This window comes from Aeromicrobium sp. (genome assembly GCF_032084975.1).
GTDB lineage: Bacteria > Actinomycetota > Actinomycetes > Propionibacteriales > Nocardioidaceae > Aeromicrobium.
The window spans coordinates 49,216-76,018 of sequence record NZ_DAMDLR010000001.1 but is presented as its reverse complement, the minus strand read 5'-3'; the positions used below and the strand labels follow the sequence as shown (position 1 = coordinate 76,018).

The window sequence follows — 26,803 nt, the reverse complement described above, 5'->3', positions numbered from 1 at the left end:
CCGCCGCCGGCGGGGCCGGATCCCGGACCCGCCCGGGTCAGCTCTCCTCGGTGGGGCGGCGGCGCAGGTAGCGCTCGAACTCGCGCGCGATCGCGTCGCCGGACGCCTCGGGGAGGTCGCCTGCGTCGCGCTCGGTCTCGAGCGAGTGGATGTACTCCGCCAGGTCCTCGTCCTGCTCCATGAGGTCGTCGGCGCCACGCTGCCAGGCCTCGGACATCTCGCGCAGGACCCCTTGCGGCAGGGGCACCCCGATCGCGTCCTCGATCGCGCCGAGGAGCGCGAGGGTGGCCTTGTAGCAGGGAGGCTCCGCGGCGTAGTGCGGCACGGCCGCCCAGATGCTGGCGGTGGCGAGGCCCTCGCGGGCCGCCACATCGCTGAGCACCGAGGTGATGCCGATCGGGCCGGTGTAGCGCGCCTGCTCGAGCGAGAGCCGCTCCATCAGGACCGGGTCGTTCGTCGTCCCCGAGACGGGCACGGGACGCGTGTGCGGCGAGTCGGCCAGCAGCGCGCCGAGGGTGATGAGCTCGTGGACGCCGGCGGCCCGGGCGACCTCGATGACGGACGCGCAGAACGTCTGCCAGCGGTAGCTCGGCTCGACCGCGCGCAGCAGCAGCACGTCACGATCCTGGTTCGGTGGGTGCGCGACGTAGAGCGTGGGCGTCGGCCACACGATCTCACGGACACCGGACTCGGACTGCGTGAGCACGGGGCGCACGGCCTGGAAGTCGTAGAACTCCTCGGGATCGAGCTCGGCGAACATCTCGGCGTCCCACTGCTCCAGCAGGTGGTCAACGGTGCTGGTGGCCGCGTCGGCCGCATCGTTCCACCCCTCGAAGGCGGCGATCATCCACGGGTCACGCAGGCTCAGGAGGGGCTCGGTCACCCCGCCAGCCTACTCATCCTCGGTTCGATAGCCGAGGTTCGGCGACAGCCACCGCTCGGCCTCGTCGATCGACCAGCCCTTGCGCTCGGCGTAGTCCTGGACCTGGTCGCGCCCGATGCGCCCCAGCACGAAGTACTGGGACTGCGGATGCGAGAGGTACAGGCCGCTGACGGAGGCGCCGGGCCACATCGCCATGCTCTCGGTCAGCTCGATCCCGGTGCGCGCGTGGACGTCCAGCAGGTTCCAGATCGTCTGCTTCTCGGTGTGCTCGGGGCACGCCGGGTAGCCCGGGGCGGGGCGGATCCCGTCGTACTTCTCCTTGATCAGCTCGGAGTTGCTGAGCTTCTCGTCGGGGGAGTAGCCCCACAGCTCGGTCCGGACACGCTCGTGCAGGCGCTCGGCGAACGCCTCGGCGAGCCGGTCCGCCAGGGCCTCGACCATGATCGCGGAGTAGTCGTCCAGGGCCTCCTTGAAGGCCATGACGCGCTCGGTGCTGCCCAGGCCGGCGGTGACGGCGAACGCCCCCACGTAGTCCGGGCGACCCGAGTCCAGTGGGGCCACGAAGTCGGCGAGCGAGCGGTGCGGGACACCGGGGCGGTGCTCGGTCTGCTGGCGCAGGTGGTGGAACCGGGTCAGCTCGGTCGTGCGCGACTCGTCGGCGTAGACGATCGTGCTGTCGCCGTCGCGCGCCGCGGGGAACAGCCCGGCGACGCCGCGCGCCGTGAGCCAGTCCTCGGCGATGATGCGGTCGAGCATCTCGTTGGCCTCGTCGTACAGCTTGCGCGCGGTCTCACCCGTCGTGGGGGAGTTGAGGATGTCCGGGAACGAGCCCTTCATCTCCCACGCGTTGAAGAACGGCTGCCAGTCGATGTACTCGCGCAGTTCGCCGAGCGCGTACGGGCCGAACTCGTGGATGCCGAGCTTCGCCGGGACCGGAGGCGTGTAGTCGGACCAGTCGATCGCGGTCTGACCGGCACGGGCCGCCTCGAGCGGCAGGATCGTGCGGGCGTCGCCACGGGAGGCGTGCCGCTCGCGCAGCGCGTCGTAGTCGGCCTTGACGTCGGCCATGAGCGCGGGACGGCGCTCGGGGGACAGCAGGTTGGCGACCACCGGGACGGAGCGGGAGGCGTCCTTGACCCACACGACCGGGCCGTCGTACTTGCGGTCGACCTTCACCGCCGTGTGTGCGCGAGATGTCGTGGCGCCACCGATCAGCAGCGGGATCTCGAGCCCCTGGCGCTGCATCTCGGCCGCGAAGTTCACCATCTCGTCGAGTGACGGCGTGATGAGGCCGGACAGGCCGATCACGTCGGCGTCGTGCTCACGCGCCGCGTCGAGGATCTTCTGCGCGGGCACCATGACACCGAGGTCGATCACGTCGTAGTTGTTGCACTGCAGCACGACGCCGACGATGTTCTTGCCGATGTCGTGCACGTCGCCCTTGACCGTGGCCATGACGACGGTGCCGTTGCTGGTCTCGGCGTCGCCGGGCTGCTTCTCGGCCTCGATGAAGGGGATCAGGTAGGCGACGGCCTTCTTCATGACGCGCGCCGACTTCACGACCTGGGGCAGGAACATCTTGCCGGCGCCGAACAGGTCGCCGACGACGTTCATGCCGTCCATCAGCGGACCCTCGATGACCTCGATGGGACGACCACCGCGCCCGGAGATCTGCAGGCGCAGCTCCTCGGTGTCGGACTCGACGTGCGCGTCGATGCCCTTCACCAGGGCGTGCGTGATGCGCTCGCCGACGGGCAGGTCACGCCATTCCTCGGTCGCCGCCTCGGCCTTCTCGGTGCTGCCGGCGTACTCGGAGGCGATCTCGAGCAGCCGCTCGGCCGCGTCGTCACGGCGATTGAGGATGACGTCCTCGATGCGTTCGCGCAGCTCGGCCGGCACGGTGTCGTAGGGGACCAGGGCGCCCGCGTTGACGATGCCCATGTCCATGCCGGCCTCGATGGCGTGGAAGAGGAAGACGGCGTGGATCGCCTCGCGCACCGTGTTGTTGCCGCGGAACGAGAACGAGACGTTCGAGACGCCGCCGGAGACGAGCGCGCTCGGCAGGTTCTGCTTGATCCAGCGCGTGGCCTCGATGAAGTCCAGGCCGTAGGCCGCGTGCTCCTCGATGCCCGTGGCGACGGCGAAGACGTTGGGGTCGAAGATGATGTCCTCGGCCGGGAAGCCGACCTCCTCGGTCAGGATCCGGTACGCGCGCTGGCTGATCTCCTTGCGGCGCTCGAGGTTGTCGGCCTGGCCCTCCTCGTCGAAGCCCATCACGACGATCGCCGCACCGTACTTGCGGCACAGGCGGGCGTGCTCGACGAACTTCTCCTCGCCCTCCTTCATGGAGATCGAGTTGACGATGCACTTGCCCTGGATCGCCTTGAGGCCCATCTCGATGACCTCGAACTTCGAGGAGTCGACCATCACGGGGACCCGGCTGATGTCTGGCTCGCCGGCGATCAGCTTGCAGAAGCGATCCATGGCGGCGACGCCGTCGATCATGCCCTCGTCCATGTTGATGTCGATGACCTGCGCGCCGTTCTCGACCTGCTGCAGCGCGACGGCGAGGGCGGCGGGATAGTCCTCGGCCTTGATGAGGTTCCGGAAGCGTGCCGAGCCGGTGATGTTGGTGCGCTCGCCGACGTTGACGAACAGGGAGTCCTCGGTGACCGTCAGCGGCTCGAGGCCCGAGAGGCGCAACGCGGGCGCGATCTCCGGGACCGTCCGCGGGGCCAGGTCCTCGACCGCCCCGGCGATGTGAGCGATGTGCGCCGGCGTGGTGCCGCAGCAGCCGCCGACGACGTTGATGAAGCCGGTCTCGGCGAACTCGCGCAGGATGGCCGCCGTCTGGTCGGGCGCCTCGTCGTACTCGCCGAAGGCGTTCGGCAGGCCCGCGTTCGGGTAACAGGAGATGTGGCAGTCGGCCAGTCGCGAGAGCTCGGCGAGGTACGGCCGCATGTCATCGGCGCCCAGCGCGCAGTTGAGGCCCACCAGCAGGGGCTTCACGTGGCGGATCGAGTGCCAGAACGCCTCGACGGTCTGGCCCGAGAGCGTGCGCCCGGAGGCGTCCGTGATCGTGCCCGAGATGACGACCGGCCAGCGGCGACCGGTCTGCTCGAAGAGCGTCTCGACGGCGAAGATGGCCGCCTTGGCGTTGAGGGTGTCGAAGATCGTCTCGATCATCAGCAGGTCGGCGCCGCCGTCGACGAGGCCGCGTGCGGCCGTGAGGTAGGCGTCGACCAGCTCGTCCCAGGTGACGTTGCGGGCACCCGGGTCGTTGACGTCGGGGGAGATGGAGGCGGTGCGCGTCGTCGGGCCGAGGGCGCCGGCGACGTAACGGGGGCGGTCCGCGGTGCCGACGGCGTCCGCCGCCTCACGCGCGAGCTGCGCGGCGGCGTAGTTCAGCTCGTACGCGAGGTCGGCCATCTCGTAGTCGCGCAGCGAGATCGCGTTCGCGTTGAACGTGTTGGTCTCGATGATGTCCGCGCCGGACTCGAGGTACTCGCGATGGATGCCCTCGATGATCTCGGGCTGCGTCAGCGTCAGCAGGTCGTTGTTGCCCTGGACGTCGCACGTCCATTGGGCGAACCGCTCACCGCGGTACCCCGCCTCGTCCGGTCGGTCCCGCTGGATCGCGGTGCCCATCGCCCCGTCGAGCACGAGGATCCGCCGCGACATCGCCTCGGTGAGGGCGTCGGTCGCGTCGGGACGGAAATGGGATTCGAACTCGGTCATGGGTGGAAATCTCCAGCGGTACATCGTCGGGGTGCTGGGATCTTCCAGCCGCGCGGCGGGCTCGCCTGGGCCTCGGGAAGTATCCGAACGGTCGTGTCGAGCATACGACAGCGACGATGTCCTGACCGGTGACCGCCGGAGCGTGGGACGCGTGGGTCAGGCGAGATGCCCACGACAAGCGGCGAGTCGCCTGCCCGACCGAAGAACTCAGTGCGAGGCGGGAACCGCCACCTGCACCGCGTCCGCGGAGTCCGCCGCGTCCGCGGCCGTCGGGCGCCGGACGAACAGCGCGACCACGACCGCGATCGCCGAGATCACGCCGCCGTAGAAGAGGGCGGCGTGCACACCGGCGGCGGTCGCGTCGACCACCGTCGCCCCCGCCTCGATGTCGGCGACGGAACGGCGCGTCATCACGGTGACGAACAGCGCGGTGCCGGCTGCGCCGGCGACCTGCTGCAGCGTGGAGACGGTCGCGCTGCCGTGCGAGTACAGGTGATGCGGCAGCGAACCCAGCGCCGAGGTCAGCAGCGGCGTGAACATCAGCGCCAGGCCGATGCTCATCACGACGTGGACCGCGACCACCAGGCCCTGGCCGGTGTCGGTGTCGAACATCGACATGGACCACAGGGCGACCGACGTGACGGCGGCGCCGGGCGCGACGAGCGGTCGCGGGCCGTACTGGTCGAACAGGCGGCCCACGAACGGCGCGAGCAGGCCCATGGTCAGTCCGCCCGGCAACAGGACCAGGCCGGTGTCGAGCGTGCTCAGTCCGAGCACCGTCTGCAGGTAGATCGGCAGCAGGATCAGCGTGCCGAACAGCGCCATCATGCTGACCGCGACGAGGCCGGCGGCGATCGTGAAGGTCCGGTGCGCGAACGTGCGCAGGTCCAGCAGTGCTCGCTCCCGCAGCGACAGCTGACGCGCGACGAACACCGCCAGCGCGATCGCACCCACGAGGATCGGGATCCACGGCTGGACCGCGACCTCGCCGGCCGCCGCCTCGCCGATGCTGCTCAGGCCGTAGATCAGGCCGCCGAACGCCAGCGCCGACAGGACGACGGACGCGACGTCGATCGGCACGTCGACGGGTTCGGTCACGTTGCGGACCCACGCGGCGCCCAGGCCCAGCGAGAGCAGGGCGATCGGCAGCACGAGCCAGAACATCCAGCGCCAGTCGAGCTGGTCGAGGATGATGCCCGAGATCGTCGGGCCGATCGCCGGCGCGACCGAGATGACGATCGAGACGGTGCCCATCATCCGACCCCGACGATCAGCCGGGACGAGGTTCAGGATCGTCGTGATCAGCAGCGGCATCATCAGGGCCGTGCCGACGGCCTGGACGGCGCGCGCACCGACCAGCACCGCGAAGCTGGGCGCGATCGCGGCTAGCAGGGTGCCCGCGGTGAACGAGATCATCGCGGCCATGAAGACCCGGCGCAGCGGGAAGCGTGTCAGCAGGAAGCCGGTGATCGGGATGACCACCGCCATCGTCAGGAGGAACGCGGTCGTGAGCCACTGTGCCGTGGACGCGGGGACGTCGAACTCACGCATCAGCTCGGGCAGCGCGACGCTCATGATCGTCTCGTTGAGGATCACGACGAAGGCGGAGCCCACCAGGAGCGCGATCAACCGGCCGGCGCGGTCGGTGGTCGGGTGGGATGGTGCCGATGAGGCGGTAGTGGTCACGGGAGGGTGCAACGCCGCGGTCCGGACCGTTTGTTCCCCTGCGGGACGTACGTGATGACGGTCACGCCACAATGAGTGGCATGAGTCCCGCGGTCCCGGCGCCCCTGACCTACGACTCGGCCCTGCGGCAGCGGATCAGCGAGAACCTGGCCCAGCACGAGCGCCGGGTCGTGGACACCGAGGGCAGGCGGCACGCGGCCGTCGCAGTCGTCCTCGTCGACTCGGAGGCGGGGGAGGGCCGCATCGATCCCGACCCGGCCACGCCGGGCGAGCCGCTCTCCGCGGACGCTCACGAGCTCGAGGGCCGCATGGTCGACGTCTCGGGCGGCGCGGCCTTCCTGCTCAGCCGCCGTTCGGGCAGGCTCCGCGCCCACTCCGGTCAGTGGGCACTGCCGGGCGGACGGATCGACGAGGGCGAGGACGCGATCACCGCAGCGATCCGCGAGACGGACGAGGAGCTCGGCGTGCGGCTGGACCCCGAGGACGTGATCGGGCTCCTGGACGACTACCCGACCCGGTCCGGCTACGTGATCACGCCGGTCGTGCTCTGGGGCGGGGGACCACTGGAGCTGCGGCCGTCGCCGGACGAGGTCCTGGCTGCGTACCGCGTCGGGCTGCACCAGTTGCTGCGCTCGGACTCGCCACGGTTCCTGGACATCCCCGAGAGCGACCGGCCGGTCGTCCAGATCCCCCTCGGCGACACGGATCGCGTGCATGCGCCGACGGGCGCCGTCCTGCTCCAGCTCCGGCGGCTCGGCCTCGAGGGCGACTCGACCCGGGTGGACGACCTCGAGCAGCCGACCTTCGCCTGGCGTTGAGGTCGCGCTGGTCGTCCTAGGCGGACACCACCAGCGCGGCTGCGCGCTCGTCCCTCTCGCGGCGCCAGGCCCGGCCGGCGACGACGCCGGTGACCGCGACCGCGAGCACGATCAACACGACGTCGAGCCAGCTCGGCAGTCCGCCGAGTGCGGCGACGATCGTGACGCCGTTGACGAGGACCACCAGGCCGCCGACCATCGTGCCCATCGGTGCATGGGGGAGCCGGCCGGCCAGTCGTGCCGCGATCGGGGCCATGATGGCGCCACCGAGGGCGAGCCCGATGACAGGCAGCCACGGGATCCCGTGTTGCGCGGCACCGGTGAGGAAGCCGGAGGAGACGGACACGGCGACCAGGAACTCAGCGGCGTTCACGGTGCCCACGACCTTGCGCGGCTCGTGGCGGGTGACGGTCATCAGGCTGGGCGTGACGACCGGGCCCCAGCCGCCTCCGCCGGTGGCGTCGACGAAGCCGCCGAGCAGGCCGATCGGGGAGAGCCACCGCGACGTGTGGCCGTTCTTGGGGGTCGGGATCAGCTTCGTTCCGAGGCCGAACCGAGCGAAGATCACCAGGCCGAAGAAGACCAGCAGGCCCGACATCCAGCCCTTCGCCGAGGCGAGGCTGATGTTGGTGAGCACGACGGCGCCCAGGAAGCCGCCCACGGCCCCGGGCAGCGCGACGCGGACCAGTACTCCGCGGTCGATGTTGCCCTCACGCCAGTGTGACAACCCGCTGATCAGGGTCGTCGGCAGCTTCGCCGCGTGGGTGGCGGCGCTCGCCGTGACCGGCGCGATGCCCATGAACAGGAGCACGGTGGCCGAGGTGACACCGAAGCCCATGCCCAAGGTGCCGTCGACGAGCTGGGCGAGTCCCCCCGCCAGCGCGAAGGCTCCAATGATCCACATGACGACCGCCTCGGTGTGTCCGATAGTGATTGAACACTAGTAGATTACTCGACTTAGACACCAATCTTCACACGACGAGCCCCGGCGCGGCGTGCACCCGGTTCGACTGGTGGCCGTGACGTCGAGTTCGCGCGGCTCACAGCGGGGCGCTGGTCACCAGCTGTCGCCGAACTCCGTGAAGGTGAACGTCGAGTCGGCAGCATCCTGGACGGCCTTGGCGACCGCATGGTGCACGCCAGGGTGGAACACGTTCGGGATGATGTAGTTCGCGTTGAGCTCGCCGGGCGTGACGGCATCGGCGATCGCCTCGGCGGCGGCCACGAGTGCACCAGCCGGGATGTCGCGACTCTGGGCGTCGAGCAGGCCACGGAACGTGCCCGGGAAGGCAAGGACGTTGTTGATCTGGTTCGGGTAGTCCGAGCGGCCGGTGGCGACCACGCGGGCGGTCCGCCGGGCGATGGCCGGGTCGATCTCCGGCGTCGGGTTCGCCAGGGCGAAGACGATCGCATCCTCGCCCATGGCCGCGACGTCGTCGCCGTCGAGGATGTTCGGGGCGCTCACCCCGATGAACACGTCGGCGCCCGGCAGGGCCCCCGTGAGCGTCCCGGTCATGCTGTCGGGATTCGTGTTCTCGGCGATCCACCGCAGCGACTCGTGATCGCCGTCCCGGCCGCGATGCACCACGCCGTCGATGTCGCAGACCACCACGTTGCGCGCGCCGGCAGTCAGCAGCAGCTTGAGGATCGCCGTTCCTGCGGCGCCCGCTCCCGAGAGCACGATGCGCACGTCGGAGAGCGACTTGTCGACCACTCGCAGGGCGTTCGTGAGGGCTGCAAGGACCACGATCGCGGTGCCGTGCTGATCGTCGTGGAAGACCGGGATGTCCAGCCGCTCGCGCAGGAGCCGCTCGACCTCGAAGCATCGCGGCGCGGAGATGTCCTCGAGGTTGATGCCGGCGAAGCCCGGCGCGATCGCGGCGACCGTCTCGACGATCTGGTCGACGTCCTGCGTGTCCAGCACGATCGGCCACGCGTCGATGCCGGCGAACGACTTGAACAGCGCCGCCTTGCCCTCCATGACGGGCAGGGCCGCCAGCGGGCCGATGTTGCCCAGGCCGAGGACCGCGGACCCGTCGCTGACCACGGCGACGCTGTTGCGCTTCACCGTGAGCCGGCGCGCGTCCTCCGGGTCGGCCGCGATCGCGTTGCAGATCCGGGCCACTCCAGGGGTGTAGACCATCGAGAGGTCGTCACGGTTGCGCAGGGGGTGCTTGGAGGCCGTCTCGATGACGCCGCCCAGGTGCATGAGGAAGGTCCGGTCAGAGACCTTGAGGATCTCGACGTCTTCGAGGTCGCGCAGCGCCGCGACGACCCGGTCCGCGGCTCCGTCTCCCTCGGAGGCGGCGCAGGTGAGGTCGATCTGCAGCACGTCGACGCCTGAGCCGGTGACGTCGAGGGCGGTGACGAGTCCGCCGGCTGCCTCGACCGAGGCGCTCAGGGCACTGACGCCTGACCCGCCCGCTGGGACGGTGAGACGGACGGTGATCGAGTTGGACACTCCGGGCGAGTTCACGACAGCGTTTTTACCTCCAACGATCGGTTACTCGCGAGTCGGCCGACGGGTTCGGACCCATGCGATCGCTGCGAGAAGCCGCCCGGTCCGTCCGCTCGTGCAGCCTGAGCGCGCCGACTCATGCTCGTGGACGGAGGGCGTGCCCGATCGACCCGCGAGCACGTGAGCGCGCCCAGTCCGGGATAGTTGCTGAGGTGGTCACGTCGAACGCACACCTGCCCGCCGCGGTCCTGTGGGACATGGACGACCAGCGCGTCTTGAACTGAGCCATCCGAGTACTTCCAGATCCACGTTAGCGCAGGTCAGAGTCGGTGTGGCCGCGCACTGTGACCTTGAAGCGGCATAGGGAACCATCACGGTTCGTGGCGGTGCGCTGCGGATAGTCGCAGCGATAGTCGCATGGACTCCTAGTGAGCTTGAGGGCAGCGAGGAAGGCGGCGGCTGCCGCTGCCATCGGTCACCAGATCGTTCTGAGTCGCGCTCACGGATTCACAGGCCCGGACGTCGTGGGGTTGGTCGATCCTTGTCGACGCTTCCAGACCAGATCCAGAACGACGCTCAACAGGACGATCACCACCAGTGCGACCGCGGTGCCTGGCTCCGCGATCAGGGTCGTGGCGGCGAACGCCACCAGCACGACGATCGTCGTGAGATCAGCGACGATCAGGAGCCACGCCTGGGCGCCTGTCTCGTGTCGGATGCGGAAGTGGCCGAAGGTCACCAGCGTGAACACCACCAGCGCCACAGCGCTACCGATGGATGCGATCGCATTCAGGTCGAAGAAGAGCGCCAGGATGATTGCCGCTGCCGCTGTCACGACGATGCCCATCGGGGCTCGCCCTCCGAGCCGGCTCTTCATCATGGGCGGGAATTGGCCCGCTCTGGCCATCTCGTCCCCGAGCCCGGCAGCCGGGTAGAGGCCTGAGTTGGTCGCACCAGCGGTGGCGAAGAGCGCGGTCACCGTCATCAGCCAGTAGCCGGCGGAGCCAAGGACTGGCTCAGCGGCGACGGCCAGCGCGGTGCCGCCGGAGTCGATGACCTCCTCGACCGTCAGGGTGCCGAACACCCCGAGAGCCACCGCGACATAGACCACCGTGGCGATGCCCAGGGCGAGGTAGACAGCCCGAGGAAGCTGACGGCGGGGGTCGCGAAGGTCCTTGGCAGTGAACGTGATGACGCCGAAGCCGAGGAACGCGAAGAAGGTCAGGGCCACACTGGAGACGATTTCCCGCAACGACGGATAGCCGGAGAAGACCAGCAGGTCAGGGTCGATGTTGGACAGGGTCGCGACGGAGAAGACCGTCAGGATTCCGACGACGACAACGACGACGAGTGTCTGGGCCTTGGCGACGGCGTTCGAGCCAAGGACGTTCAGCGCGGCCATGACCAGCAGGATGAGGACGGCGAACGGAGCGACCCAGTCGGCGTTGTCGGCGACCGCTGAGCTGGCGTAGCTCCCGAACGAGACCGCGACCATCGCTGTGATGATCGCGTTCACGGCAAGCAGCATCCAGGCGATCACTCCCGTGAAGTGCCCTTGTCCCCACCCGCGGATGACGTATTCGAGGAACCCGCCGCTCGAGGGGTACCGGGCGCCCAACTTGGCGAAGGAGTATCCCTGCAGCGCCGCGACTCCCGCCGCCAGGAGGAAGGAGACCCAGACTGCTGAGCCGGCCACTTCGCCCGCCGCGCCCAGCAGCGCGAAGATCCCGGCACCGACCATCGAACCGACTCCGATGAATGCCGCTTGGCGCACCGTCAGCGTTCGTCCTGTCTGAGCGCTGGCCTGCGGCTCCGGTGTCTCCCCGTCAATCGTCATCTGGGGCCCTCGATCCTCCGGCCAGGTTGCGCCTTGTCGCCGCACATCGATCATGGCGCCGGCCCGGGGGCACACGGCTCATCCGGAACGGATGATGGCACCGCGCGTCACCGTGGTCGCGGATCGTTTCAGGCTGGCTTGTACGAGAATCGAGTTGCTCCGCGTGCCGGACTTCGTTGGTCGACTACCCCAGCGGGGATGACGCGCCTCCACCCGCGCGATGAACACACTGAGACTCCTGACCACTGGGGAGGAACTCGATGACCAGTGTGGACGTCTCCCGCGACGAGGAACGCAGCATGTCGGATCCCGTGTCCGCGACTGTCGAGCAAGTTGCGCGCGACCTCGGTGTCCAGCCTGACCAAGGCTTGGCGGCCGCGGAAGCACGGTCGAGGCTGGAAATCTACGGCGCGAACAAATTGGTCGGCGGGAAGAAGGAGTCGCCTCTGCGCGCCTTCCTGCGTCAGTACGAGGACTTCATGCAGATCGTGCTGCTGGTCGCGGCGGTGGTGAACCTCTTCGCGACCCAAGATGTCGGCACGTCGCTGGTCCTGGCCGGGCTCACCGTGTTCAACGCAGTGATCGGACTGCGTCAGGAGTCGAAGGCAGAGGAGAGCGTCAAGGCCCTCGCTCAGATGATGAAGACCGTGGCACGTGTCCGCCGGGACGGGCAGGCGCTCGAGGTGGACGCGGCCGAACTCGTGCCGGGCGACGTGGTGCTGGTCGAGGCGGGCAACCTCGTTCCCGCCGACGCCCGTGTCTGTCTGGCCGCGACCCTCGAGATCGAGGAGGCCGCGCTGACTGGCGAGAGCCTTCCGGTCGGCAAGTCGACGGCACCGGTGAAGGGTGAGAACGTCCCGCTGGGTGACCGCGTGTGCATGGCCTACATGAACACTTCGGTCACACGAGGCCGCGGCGAGCTGATCGTCACTGCGACGGGAATGCAGACGGAGATCGGCCACATCGCCGACATGCTCTCCAACACCGAGACGGACAAGACGCCGTTGCAGAAGCAACTCGACGGCCTGTCCAAGGTGATCGCGACGATCGCCGGCATCGCCCTCGTGCTGGTGGTCGTCTTCGGGCTGCTCCGCGGTGAGTCCTTCAACACCCTGTTCATCACCGGCATCGCGCTCGCGGTCGCCGCCATCCCGACAGGTCTGCCGGCCGTGGTGACAGCGCTGTTGTCGATGGGCACCCGGGAAATCGCTCAGCGCAACGCGATCGTCAAGAGGTTGCCAGCGGTGGAGACCCTGGGCTCGACCTCGGCGATCTGTTCGGACAAGACCGGCACGCTGACGTTGAACAAGATGACCGCGCGCGAGCTGGTGATCCCCGGGCAGAACCGGTACTCGGTCTCCGGGGAGGGCTACGGCCTCGTCGGTGAGATCAAGCACGCGGGTGGGGCCAACATCGACCTCGCCCCGTACCTACTGCCGATGGTGCTGTGTGCCGACGCGGTCCTGGACGGTGAAGGCCTGATCGGCGATCCCACCGAGGGTGCTCTGATCGTGCTCGGGGGGAAGGGCGGCCTGGACATCGACGCGACGCGGGCCACCTACCCCCGTGTCGCGGAGGTGCCGTTCGACTCCGAGTACAAGTTCATGGCGACCTTCCACGAGATGGTCGGCTCCAGCGGGGCGCCGGTCGTTCGCTGCTATGTCAAGGGGGCACCGGACGTCCTCGTCTCTCGCGGCGCCGCCTACCGAGCGCCGGACGGCGCACGCGTCCCGATCAGCGATGACAACCGGCACCTGGCTCTCGAGGCCAACGACCGGATGGCGGAGTCGGGCGAGCGGGTGATGGTGGTGGCCGAGCGAGACTTCGACCCGTCGGAGTTCCGGGCCACGCTGGCGGCTGGCGGTGACTTGATCGAGTTGGTGGACGACCTCACCCTGCTCGCCATGGTCGGCATCGTGGACCCGCCCCGGGCGGAGGCCAGGGCCGCGATCGCTGAGTGCCACGCCGCCGGGATCCAGGTGCGGATGATCACCGGCGACCACGCCACGACAGCAGGCGCCATCGCCCGAGAGCTCGGGATCGAGGGCCGCGCGATCACCGGCGCCACCTTCGCGGCGATGACTGATGACGAGCTGCTCGAGCAGTTGCCGGAGATCGGCGTCGTCGCTCGTGTAGCGCCTGAGGACAAGATCCGCCTCGTCCAGATGTTGAAGCGGATGGGCCACGTGGTGTCGATGACGGGCGATGGTGTCAACGATGCGCCCGCGCTGAAGGCGGCGGACATCGGTGTCGCTATGGGGATCACCGGTACCGAAGTCTCGAAAGAGGCCGCGGTCATGATCTTGACCGACGACAACTTCGCGACGATCGTCAGCGCCGTCGCCTACGGTCGCACCCTCTACGACAACCTGGTCAAGTACCTGCGCTTCCAGATGTCGACCCTGGTCGCGTACATCGCGATCTTCCTCGCTGCCGGTGCGCTCGACATCGCCGGGGGAGTGCCTCTGAACCCCCTGCAGATCCTGTGGCTGAACATGGTCATCGACATCCCGATCGCGATCGCGCTCGGTTTCGACCAGCCGACCAAGGGTCTGATGGCGCGGGCGCCCCGCCCTGCAGGTGCCCCTGTCCTGGCGCGCAGCGATTGGGTGCGGCTCTGCATCCAGGGCGCCGTGATGACGGTCGGCGCCCTGGTCGCCTTCCAGATCGGCGACGATCTCGGCGGTGATCTCGTCGGCGCCACCATGTTGCTGACGACCCTGTCGCTGTTCCACGTCGTTGCGGGTTTCCTGTCCCGCGACCAGCGCAACACCATCTTCGACAGGGACGCCATCCCCGGGGTCGCGCAACTGCGTCGTTACGGCGTCTCGCTCGTGGCCATCGTGGCGATCACGGGACTCGACTTCCTCAACCGCATTTTCGACACCTCCGGGCTCTCGTTCAACCAGTGGCTGATCTGCATCGGCCTCGCGCTGTCCCTGCTCGTCGTCGAGGAACTGGTCAAGGCCGTTCTTCGTCGACGTGAACATTCGACGCCTGCGGTTTCAGGCGCTCGGCCCATGGCCAACTAAGGAGAAGACCGTCATGTCGTTCAACCTGCGCAACCGCAGCTTCCTCAAGGAACTCGACTTCACCCCTGCCGAACTCAAGTACATGCTGAGGCTTGCAGCCGACCTGAAGGCCGCCAAATACGGCGGCTACGAACGGCCTCACCTGACCGGCAAGAACATTGCGCTGATCTTCGAGAAGTCGTCGACGCGGACGCGCACCGCCTTCGAGGTGGCGGCCAAGGACCAGGGGGCCCACGTCACGTACCTCGAGCCCAGCGGTTCGCAGATCGGACACAAGGAGTCGATGAAAGACACGGCGCGTGTCCTGGGACGCACCTTCGACGCCATCGAGTACCGCGGCTCCGGCCAGGAGAATGTGCAGATCCTCGCCGAATTCGCCGGGGTACCGGTGTGGAACGGGCTCACCGACGAGTTCCATCCCACGCAGATTCTGGCCGACATGCTCACCATGACCGAGTCGAGTGAGAAGCACCTGTCCGACATCTCCTACTGCTACGTGGGTGACGCACGCAACAACATGGGCAACTCGCTGATGGTGGGTGGCTGCAAGTTGGGGATGGACGTCCGGTTGTGTGCGCCCGCGAGCCTGTGGCCGTCGGACGACCTGGTGAAGACCTGTCGCGAGATCGCGGAGCAGACCGGAGCCCGACTGACGTTGACCGAGGACGTGGGCGAGGGTGTCGACGGGGTGGATTTCCTCTACACGGACGTGTGGGTCTCGATGGGGGAGGAGAAAGCCGTCTGGCAGGAGCGCATCGATCTGCTCAAGCCCTATCAGGTGAACATGGACCTCGTCCGTCGTACGGGCAATCCCCAGGTGCGCTTCCTGCACTGCCTGCCGGCTTTCCACAACCGGTCCACCACCGTGGGGGAGGAGATCTTCCAGACCTATGGTCTTGACGGGCTGGAGGTCACCGACGAGGTATTCGAGTCGAAGTACTCCATTGTCTTCGACCAGGCCGAGAACCGGTTGCACACCATCAAGGCGGTCATGGTCGCCACGCTCGGCAGTTGAGAGGACCGATCATGCGTGCTGTCGTGGCTCTGGGTGGGAATGCGCTGCTCAAGCGAGGCGAACCGATGACCGCTGACCGCCAGCGCGCCAACGTGCGCCTCGCGGCGCCGGCGCTTGCCGATCTGGCCCGTTCCCATGAGCTCGTGCTCGCCCATGGCAACGGCCCCCAGGTCGGCCTGCTCGCGCTGCAGGCAGCGGCGTACACCGAGGTCGAGCCCTACCCTCTCGACCTCCTGGGAGCCCAGACCCAAGGAATGATCGGGTATCTGCTGGAGCAGGAACTCGGCAACCTTCTCGATGCGGATCAGCCGCTGGCAACCCTTCTGACGATGATCGAGGTGGACCCCGATGACCCCGCGTTCCAGAACCCGAAGAAGTTCGTGGGTCCGGTGTACACGCAGGCGGAGGCCGACAAGCTGGCAGGCGAGAAACCTTGGGCGTTCAAGCAGGACGGCGAGTACTGGCGCAGGGTGGTTCCCTCGCCCGAGCCCGTCAGGATCTTCGAGATCCTGTCCATCAAGGGGCTGCTGAACCACGGTGTCCTCGTGATCTGCGCCGGCGGCGGAGGAGTGCCGGTCATGTTCGACCCGCAGTCCGAGCACACGCTCGTCGGTGTCGAGGCGGTGATCGACAAGGACCTGGCCAGCGAGTTGCTCGCCACCAACGTGGACGCCGACCTCTTGGTCCTGGCCACCGACGTCGACGCTGTGTACCGCGGGTGGGGAACGCCGCAGCAGGCGCGCATCGACCGCATCACGGTGAACGAGCTGCGTGAGCTCGACTTCGCCGCAGGGTCGATGGGGCCCAAGGTCGAGGCCGCGGCGCGGTTCGTCGAGGCCACCGGCAAACGCGCCGCCATCGGTGCCCTCGACCACATCGGCGCCATCGTCGACGGAACGTCCGGAACACACGTGGTGGTGGGCTGACGCCCCTGCCGAAGGAGGGAATGATCATGGTCGAATTCGGGGTTCACTCGGAGGTCGGGAAGCTGCGCAAGGTGATGGTCCACAGGCCGGAACTGAGCCTCAAGCGCCTGACCCCGACCACTCACGACGGCCTGCTCTTCGACGACGTGCTGTGGGTCGAGCGGGCGCAATACGAGCACGATCAGTTCGTGGCGAGGCTGCGCGAGCGAGGGGTCGAGGTCCACCTGCTCCAGGACCTCCTCACGGAGGCGCTGGCGGCGAGTGACAAAGGCAGGGAACGGCTGATCGAGGTGGCCGTTTCGGAGTGGACCGTCGGTCTCTCGCTCGTCGACGATGTGCGAGCCGCGCTGGGGGACATGACGCCGGACCAGCTCGCCACCCATCTCATCGGCGGTCTGACCGTGGCGGAGTCGGGGCTCGACCTCGGACGGCTTCGCTCCACCTCCCTGCCTGGCGCCGCCATCGACGACACCAACATGTTCGTGCTCCCTCCGCTGCCGAACACCCTGTTCACGCGCGACTCCTCGTGCTGGATCTTCGGGGGAGTGTCCATCAACCCGATGTACTGGCCGGCCAGACGGTTGGAGGCCTACAACGTCGCCGCGATCTACCGCTACCACCCGATGTTCGTCGAGGCGGACTTCGAGTACTGGTACCCACCGATGGGAGATGACGGGCGGTTCAACGCCCTGGACTTCGGCAAGTCCTCCCTCGAGGGCGGCGACGTGCAACCCATCGGCAACGGCACGGTGCTGATCGGGATGAGTGAGCGCTCCCAGGCACGGATGATCGAGCAGATCGCACACCAGTTGTTCAACTCGGGCGGGGCGGAACGGGTCATCGCCGTCGTGATGACGAAGGACCGCGCCCACATGCACCTGGACACCGTGTTCACGATGCTCGACCGCGACAAGGTCACCCTCTACCCCAAGGTCGTCGACAACGTGCGCGCCATCAGCCTGCGCCCCGGGACGTCAGGCGCGAAGTTCCACGTCACCGAGGAGAAGGACTTCCTCGCGGCGGTCGCCGACGCCATGGGCGTGGACAAGATGACGGTGGTCGAGACCGGTGGAGACGCCTACCAGCAGGAGCGCGAACAGTGGGACGACGGCAACAACGTCGTGGCCGTCGAGCCCGGTGTCGTCGTGGCCTACGAACGCAACACCCACACCATCGAGAAGATGCGGGCGGCGGGAGTCGAGGTGATCACGATCGAGGGCTTCGAACTCGGCAAAGGCCGTGGTGGTGGTCACTGCATGACCTGCCCGATCGTGCGCGACCCGATCTAGGGAGGCGACATGAGCGACATGCGTGCGTGGATCGTGGTCCCGATCGTCGTGGTGCTGCTCGTCGTGCTGCTCGCGTACGCACGTGGGCCCGAGCACCACCGGGGCAATGAAGTCGGCGCTCACTCGTCCGTAGATGTGACGATCGGGCAGTGATATGGCCACCGCGACGGAGTCACCGCCGGAGTCCGTTCCTCGCCGGCCGACGCTTCTGGATGCACTGCTGCCGATCGTCGTCCTGATCGGACTGCTCGCGCTGACCATCGTGCTGTTCGGGGTGAGCGCGACCGACGGGCCGCTCCAGGTGGCGCTCCTGCTGAGTGCGGCGTTCGCCAGCCTGATCGCCTTCAAGAACGGCTTCACCGTCGCGACGGTGGCCGAGGCGGCCGTCGGCGGCGTGACAGCCGCGATGAGCGCCGTGTTCATCCTGCTGGCCGTCGGCGCTCTCATCGGTACCTGGAACATGGCCGGCACCATTCCCACCGTCGTCGACTACGGGATCCGATTGGTGAGTCCCCAGTGGTTCTACGTCACCGCCGCCATCGTGTGCGCACTCGTCGGCATGGTGACAGGTAGTTCGTGGACGACGGCCGGCACGCTCGGTGTCGCCTTCGTCGGGATGAGCTCCGTGCTCGGACTCGACCAGGGCATCGCTGCGGGCGCCGTGATCTGCGGCGCCTACTTCGGCGACAAGATGACGCCGCTCTCGGAGACCACCGTCCTCGTGCCCAAGCTCGTAGGGGGCGGACTCACTGTCGCGCAGCACGTCCGGAACATGATCTGGACCGCCGGTCCGGCCCTGGGCATCAGCTTGGTGTTGTTCTTCTTCCTCGGGCGCGCCGCCGACCCGGACGCGGCGGTCAGCACCGACAAGGCCCGGGACGCACTGGCGAACGCCTTCAGCATCAGCGCCTGGAACCTTCTGCCCTTGTTGTTGCTGATCGTCTTCGCCGTGCTCAAGATGCCGCCGTTCCTCTCCATCCTCGGCTCCGCGTTGTTCGCGGCGATCCTGGCCCCGTTCCTGCAATGGGACGCGGTCGTCCAGTTCGTGGATGACCCCGAGATCGGCAAGGTTGCCACGGGAATCGAGGCTGGGTACGCCGCCATGGCCACCGGGTTCGTGAGCAACTCGGGTGTCGAGCAGATCGATGACCTGTTCTCCCGCGGGGGCATGGCGAGCATGCTCACGACAATCTGGCTGGTCCTCGGCGCACTGTCCTTCGCGGCCGTCATGGAGCGCGCCGGCTTCCTCGAGCGGCTGCTCGAACCCATCGTCCGGCGGGCCCGGAGTCGCGGGACGCTCATCACGTCCGTCATCGGCAGCGGCGTCGGTCTCAACATCATCGCCGGGGACCAGTACGTGGCGGACGTCCTGCCGGCACGCATGTTCCGTGGGGAGTTCGCTCGGCGTGGACTGGCGCCCCAGGTCCTGTCGAGGTCGGTGGAGGACTCCGGCACGGTGACCTCGGTGCTGGTGCCCTGGAACACCTGCGGTGCCTACATCTCGGGCGTACTGGGGGTCTCGACCGCGGCCTACTTCCCGTTCTGCTTCTTCAACCTGCTCAGCCCCCTGCTCGACATCCTGTACGGCTACATCGGCTTCAAGGTCCCCGAGGCCACCGAGGACTGGCAGGACGATCCCGCCACGCCCGTGCCATCACCACCGCCGTGACCCGAGGAGACGCTCATGCCCGAAAACGAAGCCACGGCCCAGGTCGAGGAGCAACGCCACTTCACGCTGCCGTCCGCGTACACGATCCTCTTCGGTCTCATCGTCGTGATGGCGGTGGCGACATGGCTCATCCCGGCTGGCGTCTACGAGCTGGACGAGGAAGGTGCGCCCGTCCCCGGTACGTACCACTCCGTCGAGTCACACCCGGCGAAGATCGTGACCGACTCGCTGACCGCGCCCATCAACGGGCTCTACGGCATCGAGGACGACCAGGGGAACATCAGCTACTACAACAGCGGTGCCCTCTTCGGCGCCATCGACGTGGCGTTGTTCATCATCGTCATCGGCGGGTTCCTCGGAGTCACCATGCGGACCGGCGCGATCCAGGCCGGCATCGGCCGTCTGGTCAGTCGTCTCAAGGGACGCGAGCGGTGGATGATCCCCATCCTGATGTCGGTCTTCGCCCTCGGCGGTTCCACCTACGGCATGGCGGAGGAGAGCCTCGCGTTCTACGCCCTGGTCATCGCCGTGATGATCGCCGCCGGCTACGACGCCCTCACCGGGGCCGCCGTGGTGATGCTCGGGTGCGGGTTGGGCACATACGGGTCGACGATCAACCCGTTCGCGACCGGGATCGCGTCGGGCTTCGCGGGCACGTCGATCAGCGAGGGCCTGGTACTGCGACTGGTCATGCTGGTTGTCGCACTCGTCATCGGCATCTTCTTCGTCCTGCGGTACGCCGACCGGGTGAAGAAGGATCCGAGCCGATCGGTCGTGTTCGACATGCGCGAGGACAACGAGGCCCACTTCAGCGTCGGCGGCGATGGTGGCGGCGCCGTCATGACCGGTCGCCACAAGGCCATCCTCGCCGTGTTCGGGCTTGCCTTCGCGGTGATGATGTACGGCGTCATCCCGTGGGAGGACCTCGGTCTGGGCGTGCCGACGCTGTGGTGGTGGTTCCCCGAGATGACGGCGTCATTCATCCTGTTCAGCATCATCATCGGCGTGATCGGGCGGATGCGCGAGGTCGAGCTGACGAACGCATTCGTCGATGGCGCACGTGACCTGCTGGGTGTCGCCCTGATCATCGGTATCGCGCGTGGCATCACCGTGGTGATGAACAACGGTCAGATCACCGACACGGTCCTGAACTGGGCGGAGCAGGCACTCGGTGACGTCGGAGCCGCTGGATTCGCGATCGTCATGTTCGGGCTCTTCCTCCCGCTCTCGTTCCTGATCCCGTCCTCCTCGGGCCTGGCGACGGTTGCGATGCCCATCATGAGTCCGCTTGCGGCGTTCGCGAACGTTCCCGCCGACCTCGTGGTCACCGCGTACCAGAGCGCCTCGGGGATCATGAACCTGTTCATTCCAACGTCTGCAGTGGTCATGGGTGGGCTCGCGATCGCCCGGGTGCCCTATGGCACCTACTTGAAATGGGTGTGGCCGCTGCTCGCCATGCTGGTGGTGCTGAGCGTGCTGGCCTTGGGGGCGGGGGCGTTGCTCGAGTGAGCCGTCCGGCCTAGGTGGTCCTGCGCCTGCCGACCGGACCGCACCCGGAAGAAGAGGGTCCCGTTCGGGTCGTCGGCGACGAGCAGATCACCGTCGTCGATGGTCACGCGCCCTTGGGCCGGCTCCAGATGCGTTGCGGATCCAGGCGAAACCGGTCAGGAGTTTTCATGCCCGTGGCCCGTCCGTTGCCCCTGAGACACCTACGACCTTGCGTCCCGTCCGATGCTGCCCCGGCATGAGCACCGTGCCCCTCGGTGGAGCTTCTCTGGGTGACCATGTCGGTGGGTCCGTACGTCATGTCGTGGATGCCTAACAGGTGCCGCGGACCGTATCGTCGAGAGCCTCGACCGCGGCCCCCAGAGCCTGGATCGCCTGGCCCACGTCGGCGACGCCGGCAGCTGACGGCGCGGCGACGGCGGTCTCGACACTCGTGGCCACCGATGACGCAGCTTGTGCGACGGCGTCGAACTCGGTGGCGTACTCGTTCTGGGCCTCACCGCTCACCGCCTTCACGTTCGTCCGCACTTCGCTGAGGTCGTCCCGCAGGGTGGTCAGTGAGTCGATGTCGAAGTCGCGGTCGGTCAGCGCATCTACCGACACCTTGAGCGTGTCGACGTCCGAACAGATGGCCGGGCTCTTCTCGGCACCGCACCCTGTCAGCGCGACCGCGAGCACGAGGGATCCGAAAGGGAGGCATCGGAGTAGTGAGTTGCACGTCATCGGCCCACAGTGCGCCGAACGTCCATGGCACGGGCTCACGCACAGCGGGTGATTCGCAGGACGACATGTTCTGGCACGTTCGGATGACGAGAGGCCCGACCGGCGCCGATCGGACGAGCAAGGAGTGACAATGTCGGAGAACGTGATTCCCACCGGCCCGGCCGACGACGCGATCGTCGGCGCCGTGACGGACGGTGCGTACACCCTCGTCGTCGCAGACTTCGCGGACACGGAGGCCGCGTGGGCGGCCTACAAGACCTTGACCTCCCTGGAGGACGGGCTCACGGTCGACATCGAGGGTGTCGTGGTGGTCAAGAGGGGAGACGACGGCAAGGTCGAGGTGCAGGAGGTCACCGACCACAGCACACGTTCGGGGTTGAAGTGGGGTGTCGTCGGAGGGATCGCCTTGGGAGTGCTCTTCCCGCCTTCCCTCTTGGGGAGCACAGCAGTCCTGGGAGCCGCCGGGGCTGGTATCGGGAGGTTGCGCGAGCGGCATCATCGCCAGGATATCGCCACTGAGTTGGAGAGTTCGATCGCGGTCGGGCACTCGGGCATCGTCGCGCTGGTCTCCGACCCCCGTGAGGTAAAGATCGCCAAGGCCCTGGCCGCAGCCAACTTCATTGTCCAACGTGCCGTCGAGGATGCCGTGGCAGCTGACATCAAGGCCGCGGCGAAGGACTCGCCAAGCAGCGATTGAATCAGGCGGGGCCGGGCTTCGCACGTGACGTGACAACGAGCCTTCCGGCGCGCGTACGGCGTGGAGGTGTCGTGGCCGACGGACTGCCTGCGCGAAGGTTGGCACCTCATCATGGAGCAAGTCCGGCCCGATTTCAGAGATTCGAGTCCGTTTGCGAACTTGACTCGCTGCGACCTATTCGCGTCGAGCCTGGGATCACGGCGGTGACGTTTCCGGCGGAACCCGGTCTAATCGAGTTTCATGCGATGATGAGCGCGAGTTCCGAGGAATTGCTGCAGGTTGGCCTCAGAGGACTGTGGCGGAGCAGGCATGGTCGGTGGCTCGTGTAACGGATTGGCCACAGCTAGGTGCGACTGTAACCACGTGAGCCACTCCAGTGCTTCGGGCTCGGGGTTGCTCTCTTGCCCAATTCGGGTCTCAACGGCTCTTGCGTAGTCCTGAAGTCGTGTGTACTCCGCCCATTCCTCAGCCCGGGCGTGTAGCTGAGTGACTCTGTCAGCTTGAACCATCCTCTTCTCGGCTGCGGCTACCGTGCGTTCGTGTTCTTGAAAGCGTGCTTCCGCAGCTCGCTCCCGGTCCTTGACAACTTGGTCCTGTTCAAGCGCGCGGACCTCGAGTTCCCAGAACAGGTCACCGATCTGACTATCAAGGGTCGCACGCGTTCCATCAGCAAACTTCTCCCTGCGCCCGGTCCGAGATGACCAGTCGACGATCGCGATGCTGAGCTTGCCGGTCGATACGAAGACCGTGTTTCGAGGCTCGTGCCAACGCGCCTTCGACCGGGCCTCAAGGAAATTCGCTCTCTGTCCACCACCAGCAGAAAGCTCGGTCAAGCGGAGTGAGAACAGATGGCCGTCTACATCTAGGACGAACTGGCCAGCGGAGAGACTTGATCGAAACGCGTTGTAATCGCGCCCAGGGCTGGCCGTGAACGAAAGCGAGTGCCCGCGCCGCTCTGCCTCGACAGCGATGGCGTGCACGATACGACAGGCCCTCGAGAGATGGGACTTCGTGACTTCATGGCGGTCGGGGTCCTCGCGGTAGGCAGCAGCCGCGGGATGAAGCCGGGTGATTCGAGCAGGCACATGGACGTCTGTCCGCTCTACGTCGTCCGCTGGATCGTGCTCGAATCGAGCGACATATCGGCGGTCCGCCCAAGTGCCGGTAGCCGTGAGCACGAGTTTCTTGCCGGCCGGGCGCCACGGCGAGCGGACTGCGGCCTTCTCGACCTCGCTGGGATTGAAGAATGAGCTGGCGTGAGTGAACTCGAACGACGTGCCATCGCAAGCCTCCAATTCAAGCAAGATCGCGGAGGCGTATTCGGCTGCCGAGACCGCAAGGTGACTGCCCGTCCGGGGTGCCAGAGCACGCGCTTGGAGTTCCTCCAAGGAGGAGCCCGGGTAGCGCCCGTGTTCGAGGTAGTAGGAACCGGCGTCGGTCAGTTCGGCGCTCCAGGATGTGGGCCGACGGTCGACCTCGGCGAGGCCGCGGTCGGCGAGCGCGTAGCAAGTGGTCTTGTAGCCGAAGTCGTGCCAATACCCCGGCGGGCATCCGTCGCCGATCCAGTTGAGGGCCTGGAGCTGGCGATCATTAAGCGGGCGTCGTGAGGTCACCCTGTTGATTCTCCCTCCGCCTATTCGCAGACCAGGAGAAAGCTCTCGAATGTCGGTGGACTCCATCAGGATGGGTTGAGCGGACGATGACAAGTTTGGAGACCGTAGTGATGAAAACGCTGATGGTCGGATACGACCTAAACAAATCCGGGCAGAACTACGACCAATTAATCGAGGCGCTGAGGGCCTACGGGACCTACTGGCACCACCTCGACTCAACGTGGTTGATCAGGACCTCGAAGACGTGCGTGCAGGTACGCGACGAGCTGGTGAAACTCATCGACAACAATGACGAATTGCTGGTTGCCGAACTCACTGGGGTTGCGGCTTGGTACGGCATCAACGAGCGAGGTTCGAAGTGGCTGAAAGAGCACCTCTAACCTCGACTTCCTCTGGCGCAGTCTCCGTAGGTGCCCGTGCTTGCCTCGGAAAACACCGTTGACGACTCGAAGCCGGGGCTGGGTAGTCGGACCGCGCGGGGTTCGTGGAAGTGACGACTGTTGGAGGCAGTCGCCGTCCGCTGCACCGAGACGCTCGCTATTGAGTCGCTCGTGACCGCACGAAGACGAAGGCTCCGCTCGCCAGCTGTCGAAGTACGGCCATTAGGCCCGCAGCGCTGAGTCTGATCGCGTTCCAACAGAAGAGCAGTACGAGGAGGTGCATCCATCCGGGGCCGCCGCCCTGGACGATTTCGGCACTTGCGTAGGACGCAAACAAGTAGCCGAGGCCGGCGACCAACGTGGCGGTTGGCATCCACTGTGGCCGGGAAGATCCTCGCACGGCGTGCAAGAGCTTGTTGGCAGGCGCGTGGCGTTGAAGCACCGTGTGGGCCGCGAGGACGAGTCCGAAGCAGAGGTGGATCATGAGGAACTCCTTCGCCGTTTGACAACTGGTACGTGGCCGCTCCCCGGATCACCAGTGAGTCGCCGAAACTGTGGATATGTCGGCCAGAACGTCTGACGCTGGGGATCTACGAGAAAGCCGTGACCCGGACGCGGGAGTGCTTTCGGCTATTGGTCTTGCAGTGTCTGCGACGGCACGGGCTTGACGTATCGCTTGAGACGCGCGGGCCGTTTCGAGCCGCTGAAGGTCGCTGCCCGCCCGACCGGTCACCATGGAGCCGTCGACATGCCACCGGTCCCGGTATGCGGCGACGGTCGCGGCAGCGGTGAGCCACTTCGTGCGTTCCGGCGGTCCTTCGGGTGGGCTCCCGAGCTTCGTCAGCCACGGTTCGCGGGCTTCCATGGCGGATTGGACCAAGGCGCGAGACCGGGCCGCGATGAGGTGTGCGCGATCGTCCAAAGCTTCGCGCATGTCGGCGTCCATCGGGCCACGTGCGGCCGGGATCAACCCGGCGACCAAGTCGGGTGCCGCGCGGTGGCCGGAACTGTCGGTGACGGTATGGCGGAGCCGGCTGACGAGGACAGCTCCGACGTCGGCGGCGTCGCCGAGCGTACGGCAGCGAATGAGCCGGGGCAGGAGGACTTCGACGTCGAAGTGATGCGCATCTGCGCGTCGCAGCTCGGCGGTCAACGGGCCGAAGGACTCTGACCGGATCACGGTCTGTGCCTGGGCTTCGGTGAGACCGCTGCGAAGGGTCAGGTTGATCCACCGGTCCCGCTGGGCGGCGGCGGCGATGGTCGGGACCAGATGCCGGTGGCGGCGCACCAGCACCAACCGGACGGACCGATACGGCGGCCACCTGTCCCGCCGTCCTGGATTCGCGCCCACATGCCCAGCGTAAGCCGGTCTCGAACATGTGTTCCCATCGGTCTGGGCGGTGTGCCGTCGACACCTGAGCAGTAGATGCGAGTCCGCCCAGGTCTCGCCCGGACTCAGGAGTGATCATGACGATCCCTACCCAGTTGAGTTTGCACGGGTTCATCGCCACGGCGCCGGAACTGAACCTGACCGACACCGGCGTGGCCCGGTTCCACGCGCGGGCCGGCATCGAACAGTTCCGCAAGGAGACAGACGGCTCGTTCACCAAGCTCGATCCCGTCTTCGTGGATCTGGTGATGTTCAACAAGACGGCCGAACGCGCGTACGCCCGGTTCAAGGTCGGCGACCAGTTCGTCGCGTCGGGCTACGTCCACGCGTACGAGACCGGCTCGGGGGAGCGCGAGCAGTTCGTGGCCCGCCGGGTCGGTCACGACTGCGCTCGCACGCGGTACGCAATCGACCGGAGCCCGTCGCATCAACCGGACCCGCCCACCGACCAGATGTCCGTGGTGAACGCCCCGGCGAACGTGGTCGGGCTCTGAGGCCGGTGACGACGATGGCAACCACATGGCAGCAGTCGATCCTGGGCGGGACGGACCCCGATGATCTCGGAGCACCCGAGGACTTCCGGACACCCTTCGATGACCGCCTGTTGCGGCCGGTGAACTGGAACATCCTGACCTGTGACGAGGCGGAGGCCGAGTGGCTCGACCTGAATGCGTGGGTCGAGTGGCTACGCCACGCGTTCGGTCTGCCGCCGACTGTCGTGCCGCCCTACTGGCACCGACACGACGAGCTCGTGTGGGAACTGTCCGCCCTGCACACGCACTGGCTGAACTCCTACGACCCGGACGCATCCGCCTCGGCGCCGTGCGCGTGGATGCGCGACTTTGCCGATGTCCGGAACCGGCTGCGCGAGTGGGTGTCGACCTGTGGCACGAAGCTCGACCGCGACCGCCCCACCCGCCAGACCGCCTGGCCCGGCGAACCACCTGCGGTTGCCTCGCTCGAGGCCGTCATCGAGGACCGAACCGCCGACTTCGTCCAGTTCGTCATCGAGGACGTCGAAGCTCGACAACGGATCGAAGGCCAGTACGCCGCCACCGCCTGATCCACAGACGACGCCGGGAACCCCAGCCCGTCCACAGGATCAGCCGACGTCGACGCCAGCGGGGCTGTTGGCGCCACGGT

General features: G+C 67.1%; 21 protein-coding genes. 12 read left to right on the top strand and 9 right to left on the bottom strand.

All coding sequences use genetic code 11. The features are described from left to right. Nucleotides 1–37 precede the first annotated feature (37 nt). The 3 genes from RT323_RS00375 to RT323_RS00365 all read right to left on the bottom strand — a co-directional run bounded on the left by RT323_RS00375 (nucleotide 38) and on the right by RT323_RS00365 (nucleotide 6,307). Nucleotides 38–883, bottom strand: coding sequence for a PAC2 family protein (locus RT323_RS00375; protein WP_313404031.1), 846 nt, complete (start codon nucleotides 881–883; stop codon nucleotides 38–40). Nucleotides 884–892: 9 nt separating this feature from the next. Next, nucleotides 893–4,621, bottom strand: coding sequence for a methionine synthase (gene metH / locus RT323_RS00370; RefSeq protein ID WP_313404030.1), 3,729 nt, complete (start codon nucleotides 4,619–4,621; stop codon nucleotides 893–895). Nucleotides 4,622–4,828: 207 nt separating this feature from the next. Then, nucleotides 4,829–6,307, bottom strand: a complete 1,479-nt coding sequence (locus RT323_RS00365) for an MDR family MFS transporter (RefSeq protein ID WP_313404029.1) — start codon at nucleotides 6,305–6,307, stop codon at nucleotides 4,829–4,831. 80 nt (nucleotides 6,308–6,387) lie between these two features. Here RT323_RS00365 and RT323_RS00360 point away from each other — a divergent pair, with 80 nt between their 5' ends. Continuing rightward, nucleotides 6,388–7,125 (top strand): CoA pyrophosphatase, encoded by a 738-nt coding sequence (locus RT323_RS00360; RefSeq protein WP_313404027.1) that lies wholly within the window; start codon nucleotides 6,388–6,390, stop codon nucleotides 7,123–7,125. A 16-nt stretch (nucleotides 7,126–7,141) separates the two neighbouring features. Here RT323_RS00360 and RT323_RS00355 read toward each other — a convergent pair whose 3' ends face one another. From RT323_RS00355 to RT323_RS00345, 3 genes are all read right to left on the bottom strand, one after another. After that, entirely contained in the window at nucleotides 7,142–8,029 is an 888-nt protein-coding gene (locus RT323_RS00355; RefSeq protein WP_313404026.1) for a sulfite exporter TauE/SafE family protein, read from the bottom strand. Between the two features lie 153 nt (nucleotides 8,030–8,182). Further along, a complete protein-coding gene (locus tag RT323_RS00350) occupies nucleotides 8,183–9,601 on the bottom strand; it encodes an NAD-dependent malic enzyme (protein WP_313404025.1) in 1,419 nt (472 codons plus the stop codon). A 481-nt stretch (nucleotides 9,602–10,082) separates the two neighbouring features. After that, on the bottom strand, nucleotides 10,083–11,474 hold the full coding sequence (locus RT323_RS00345; RefSeq protein ID WP_313404024.1) for an APC family permease: 1,392 nt from the start codon (nucleotides 11,472–11,474) through the stop codon (nucleotides 10,083–10,085). A gap of 206 nt (nucleotides 11,475–11,680) precedes the next feature. Between RT323_RS00345 and RT323_RS00340 the strand changes: the two genes are divergently transcribed. From RT323_RS00340 to RT323_RS00310, 7 genes are read left to right on the top strand one after another with little or no spacing between them, the layout of a single operon-like run. Continuing rightward, complete coding sequence (locus tag RT323_RS00340) at nucleotides 11,681–14,452, top strand: HAD-IC family P-type ATPase (protein WP_313404023.1); 2,772 nt, start codon at nucleotides 11,681–11,683, stop codon at nucleotides 14,450–14,452. Between the two features lie 13 nt (nucleotides 14,453–14,465). After that, the gene (argF, locus tag RT323_RS00335; protein WP_313404022.1) at nucleotides 14,466–15,467 is read left to right on the top strand and encodes an ornithine carbamoyltransferase; all 1,002 of its coding nucleotides are present in this window, start codon (nucleotides 14,466–14,468) and stop codon (nucleotides 15,465–15,467) included. A gap of 11 nt (nucleotides 15,468–15,478) precedes the next feature. Then, on the top strand, nucleotides 15,479–16,393 hold the full coding sequence (arcC, locus tag RT323_RS00330; protein ID WP_313404020.1) for a carbamate kinase: 915 nt from the start codon (nucleotides 15,479–15,481) through the stop codon (nucleotides 16,391–16,393). A gap of 26 nt (nucleotides 16,394–16,419) precedes the next feature. Further along, nucleotides 16,420–17,682, top strand: coding sequence for an arginine deiminase (locus tag RT323_RS00325; RefSeq protein WP_313404019.1), 1,263 nt, complete (start codon nucleotides 16,420–16,422; stop codon nucleotides 17,680–17,682). A gap of 9 nt (nucleotides 17,683–17,691) precedes the next feature. Beyond that, complete coding sequence (locus tag RT323_RS00320; RefSeq protein WP_313404017.1) at nucleotides 17,692–17,835, top strand: hypothetical protein; 144 nt, start codon at nucleotides 17,692–17,694, stop codon at nucleotides 17,833–17,835. A 1-nt stretch (nucleotide 17,836) separates the two neighbouring features. After that, entirely contained in the window at nucleotides 17,837–19,351 is a 1,515-nt protein-coding gene (nhaC, locus tag RT323_RS00315) for a Na+/H+ antiporter NhaC (protein ID WP_313404015.1), read from the top strand. A gap of 15 nt (nucleotides 19,352–19,366) precedes the next feature. Beyond that, nucleotides 19,367–20,860 carry a YfcC family protein gene (locus RT323_RS00310; protein ID WP_313404014.1) on the top strand — a complete coding sequence of 498 codons (1,494 nt, stop codon included), beginning with the start codon at nucleotides 19,367–19,369 and terminating at the stop codon, nucleotides 20,858–20,860. A 309-nt stretch (nucleotides 20,861–21,169) separates the two neighbouring features. Here RT323_RS00310 and RT323_RS00305 read toward each other — a convergent pair whose 3' ends face one another. Continuing rightward, nucleotides 21,170–21,535: a hypothetical protein gene (locus tag RT323_RS00305; protein WP_313404012.1), complete on the bottom strand. Its 366-nt coding sequence runs from the start codon at nucleotides 21,533–21,535 to the stop codon at nucleotides 21,170–21,172. Nucleotides 21,536–21,710: 175 nt separating this feature from the next. Here RT323_RS00305 and RT323_RS00300 point away from each other — a divergent pair, with 175 nt between their 5' ends. Beyond that, nucleotides 21,711–22,277, top strand: coding sequence for a DUF1269 domain-containing protein (locus RT323_RS00300; RefSeq protein WP_313404011.1), 567 nt, complete (start codon nucleotides 21,711–21,713; stop codon nucleotides 22,275–22,277). A 227-nt stretch (nucleotides 22,278–22,504) separates the two neighbouring features. On the opposite strand, the gene RT323_RS00295 is transcribed toward RT323_RS00300, so the two are convergent. Continuing rightward, nucleotides 22,505–23,890 (bottom strand): hypothetical protein, encoded by a 1,386-nt coding sequence (locus tag RT323_RS00295; RefSeq protein WP_313404010.1) that lies wholly within the window; start codon nucleotides 23,888–23,890, stop codon nucleotides 22,505–22,507. 110 nt (nucleotides 23,891–24,000) lie between these two features. Between RT323_RS00295 and RT323_RS00290 the strand changes: the two genes are divergently transcribed. After that, a complete protein-coding gene (locus tag RT323_RS00290; RefSeq protein ID WP_313404008.1) occupies nucleotides 24,001–24,270 on the top strand; it encodes a CRISPR-associated protein Cas2 in 270 nt (89 codons plus the stop codon). A 532-nt stretch (nucleotides 24,271–24,802) separates the two neighbouring features. On the opposite strand, the gene RT323_RS00285 is transcribed toward RT323_RS00290, so the two are convergent. After that, complete coding sequence (locus RT323_RS00285; protein WP_313404007.1) at nucleotides 24,803–25,564, bottom strand: hypothetical protein; 762 nt, start codon at nucleotides 25,562–25,564, stop codon at nucleotides 24,803–24,805. A 173-nt stretch (nucleotides 25,565–25,737) separates the two neighbouring features. Between RT323_RS00285 and RT323_RS00280 the strand changes: the two genes are divergently transcribed. Further along, nucleotides 25,738–26,154 carry a single-stranded DNA-binding protein gene (locus RT323_RS00280; protein ID WP_313404006.1) on the top strand — a complete coding sequence of 139 codons (417 nt, stop codon included), beginning with the start codon at nucleotides 25,738–25,740 and terminating at the stop codon, nucleotides 26,152–26,154. 14 nt (nucleotides 26,155–26,168) lie between these two features. Next, on the top strand, nucleotides 26,169–26,723 hold the full coding sequence (locus RT323_RS00275; protein WP_313404004.1) for a hypothetical protein: 555 nt from the start codon (nucleotides 26,169–26,171) through the stop codon (nucleotides 26,721–26,723). Nucleotides 26,724–26,803: the final 80 nt, after the last annotated feature.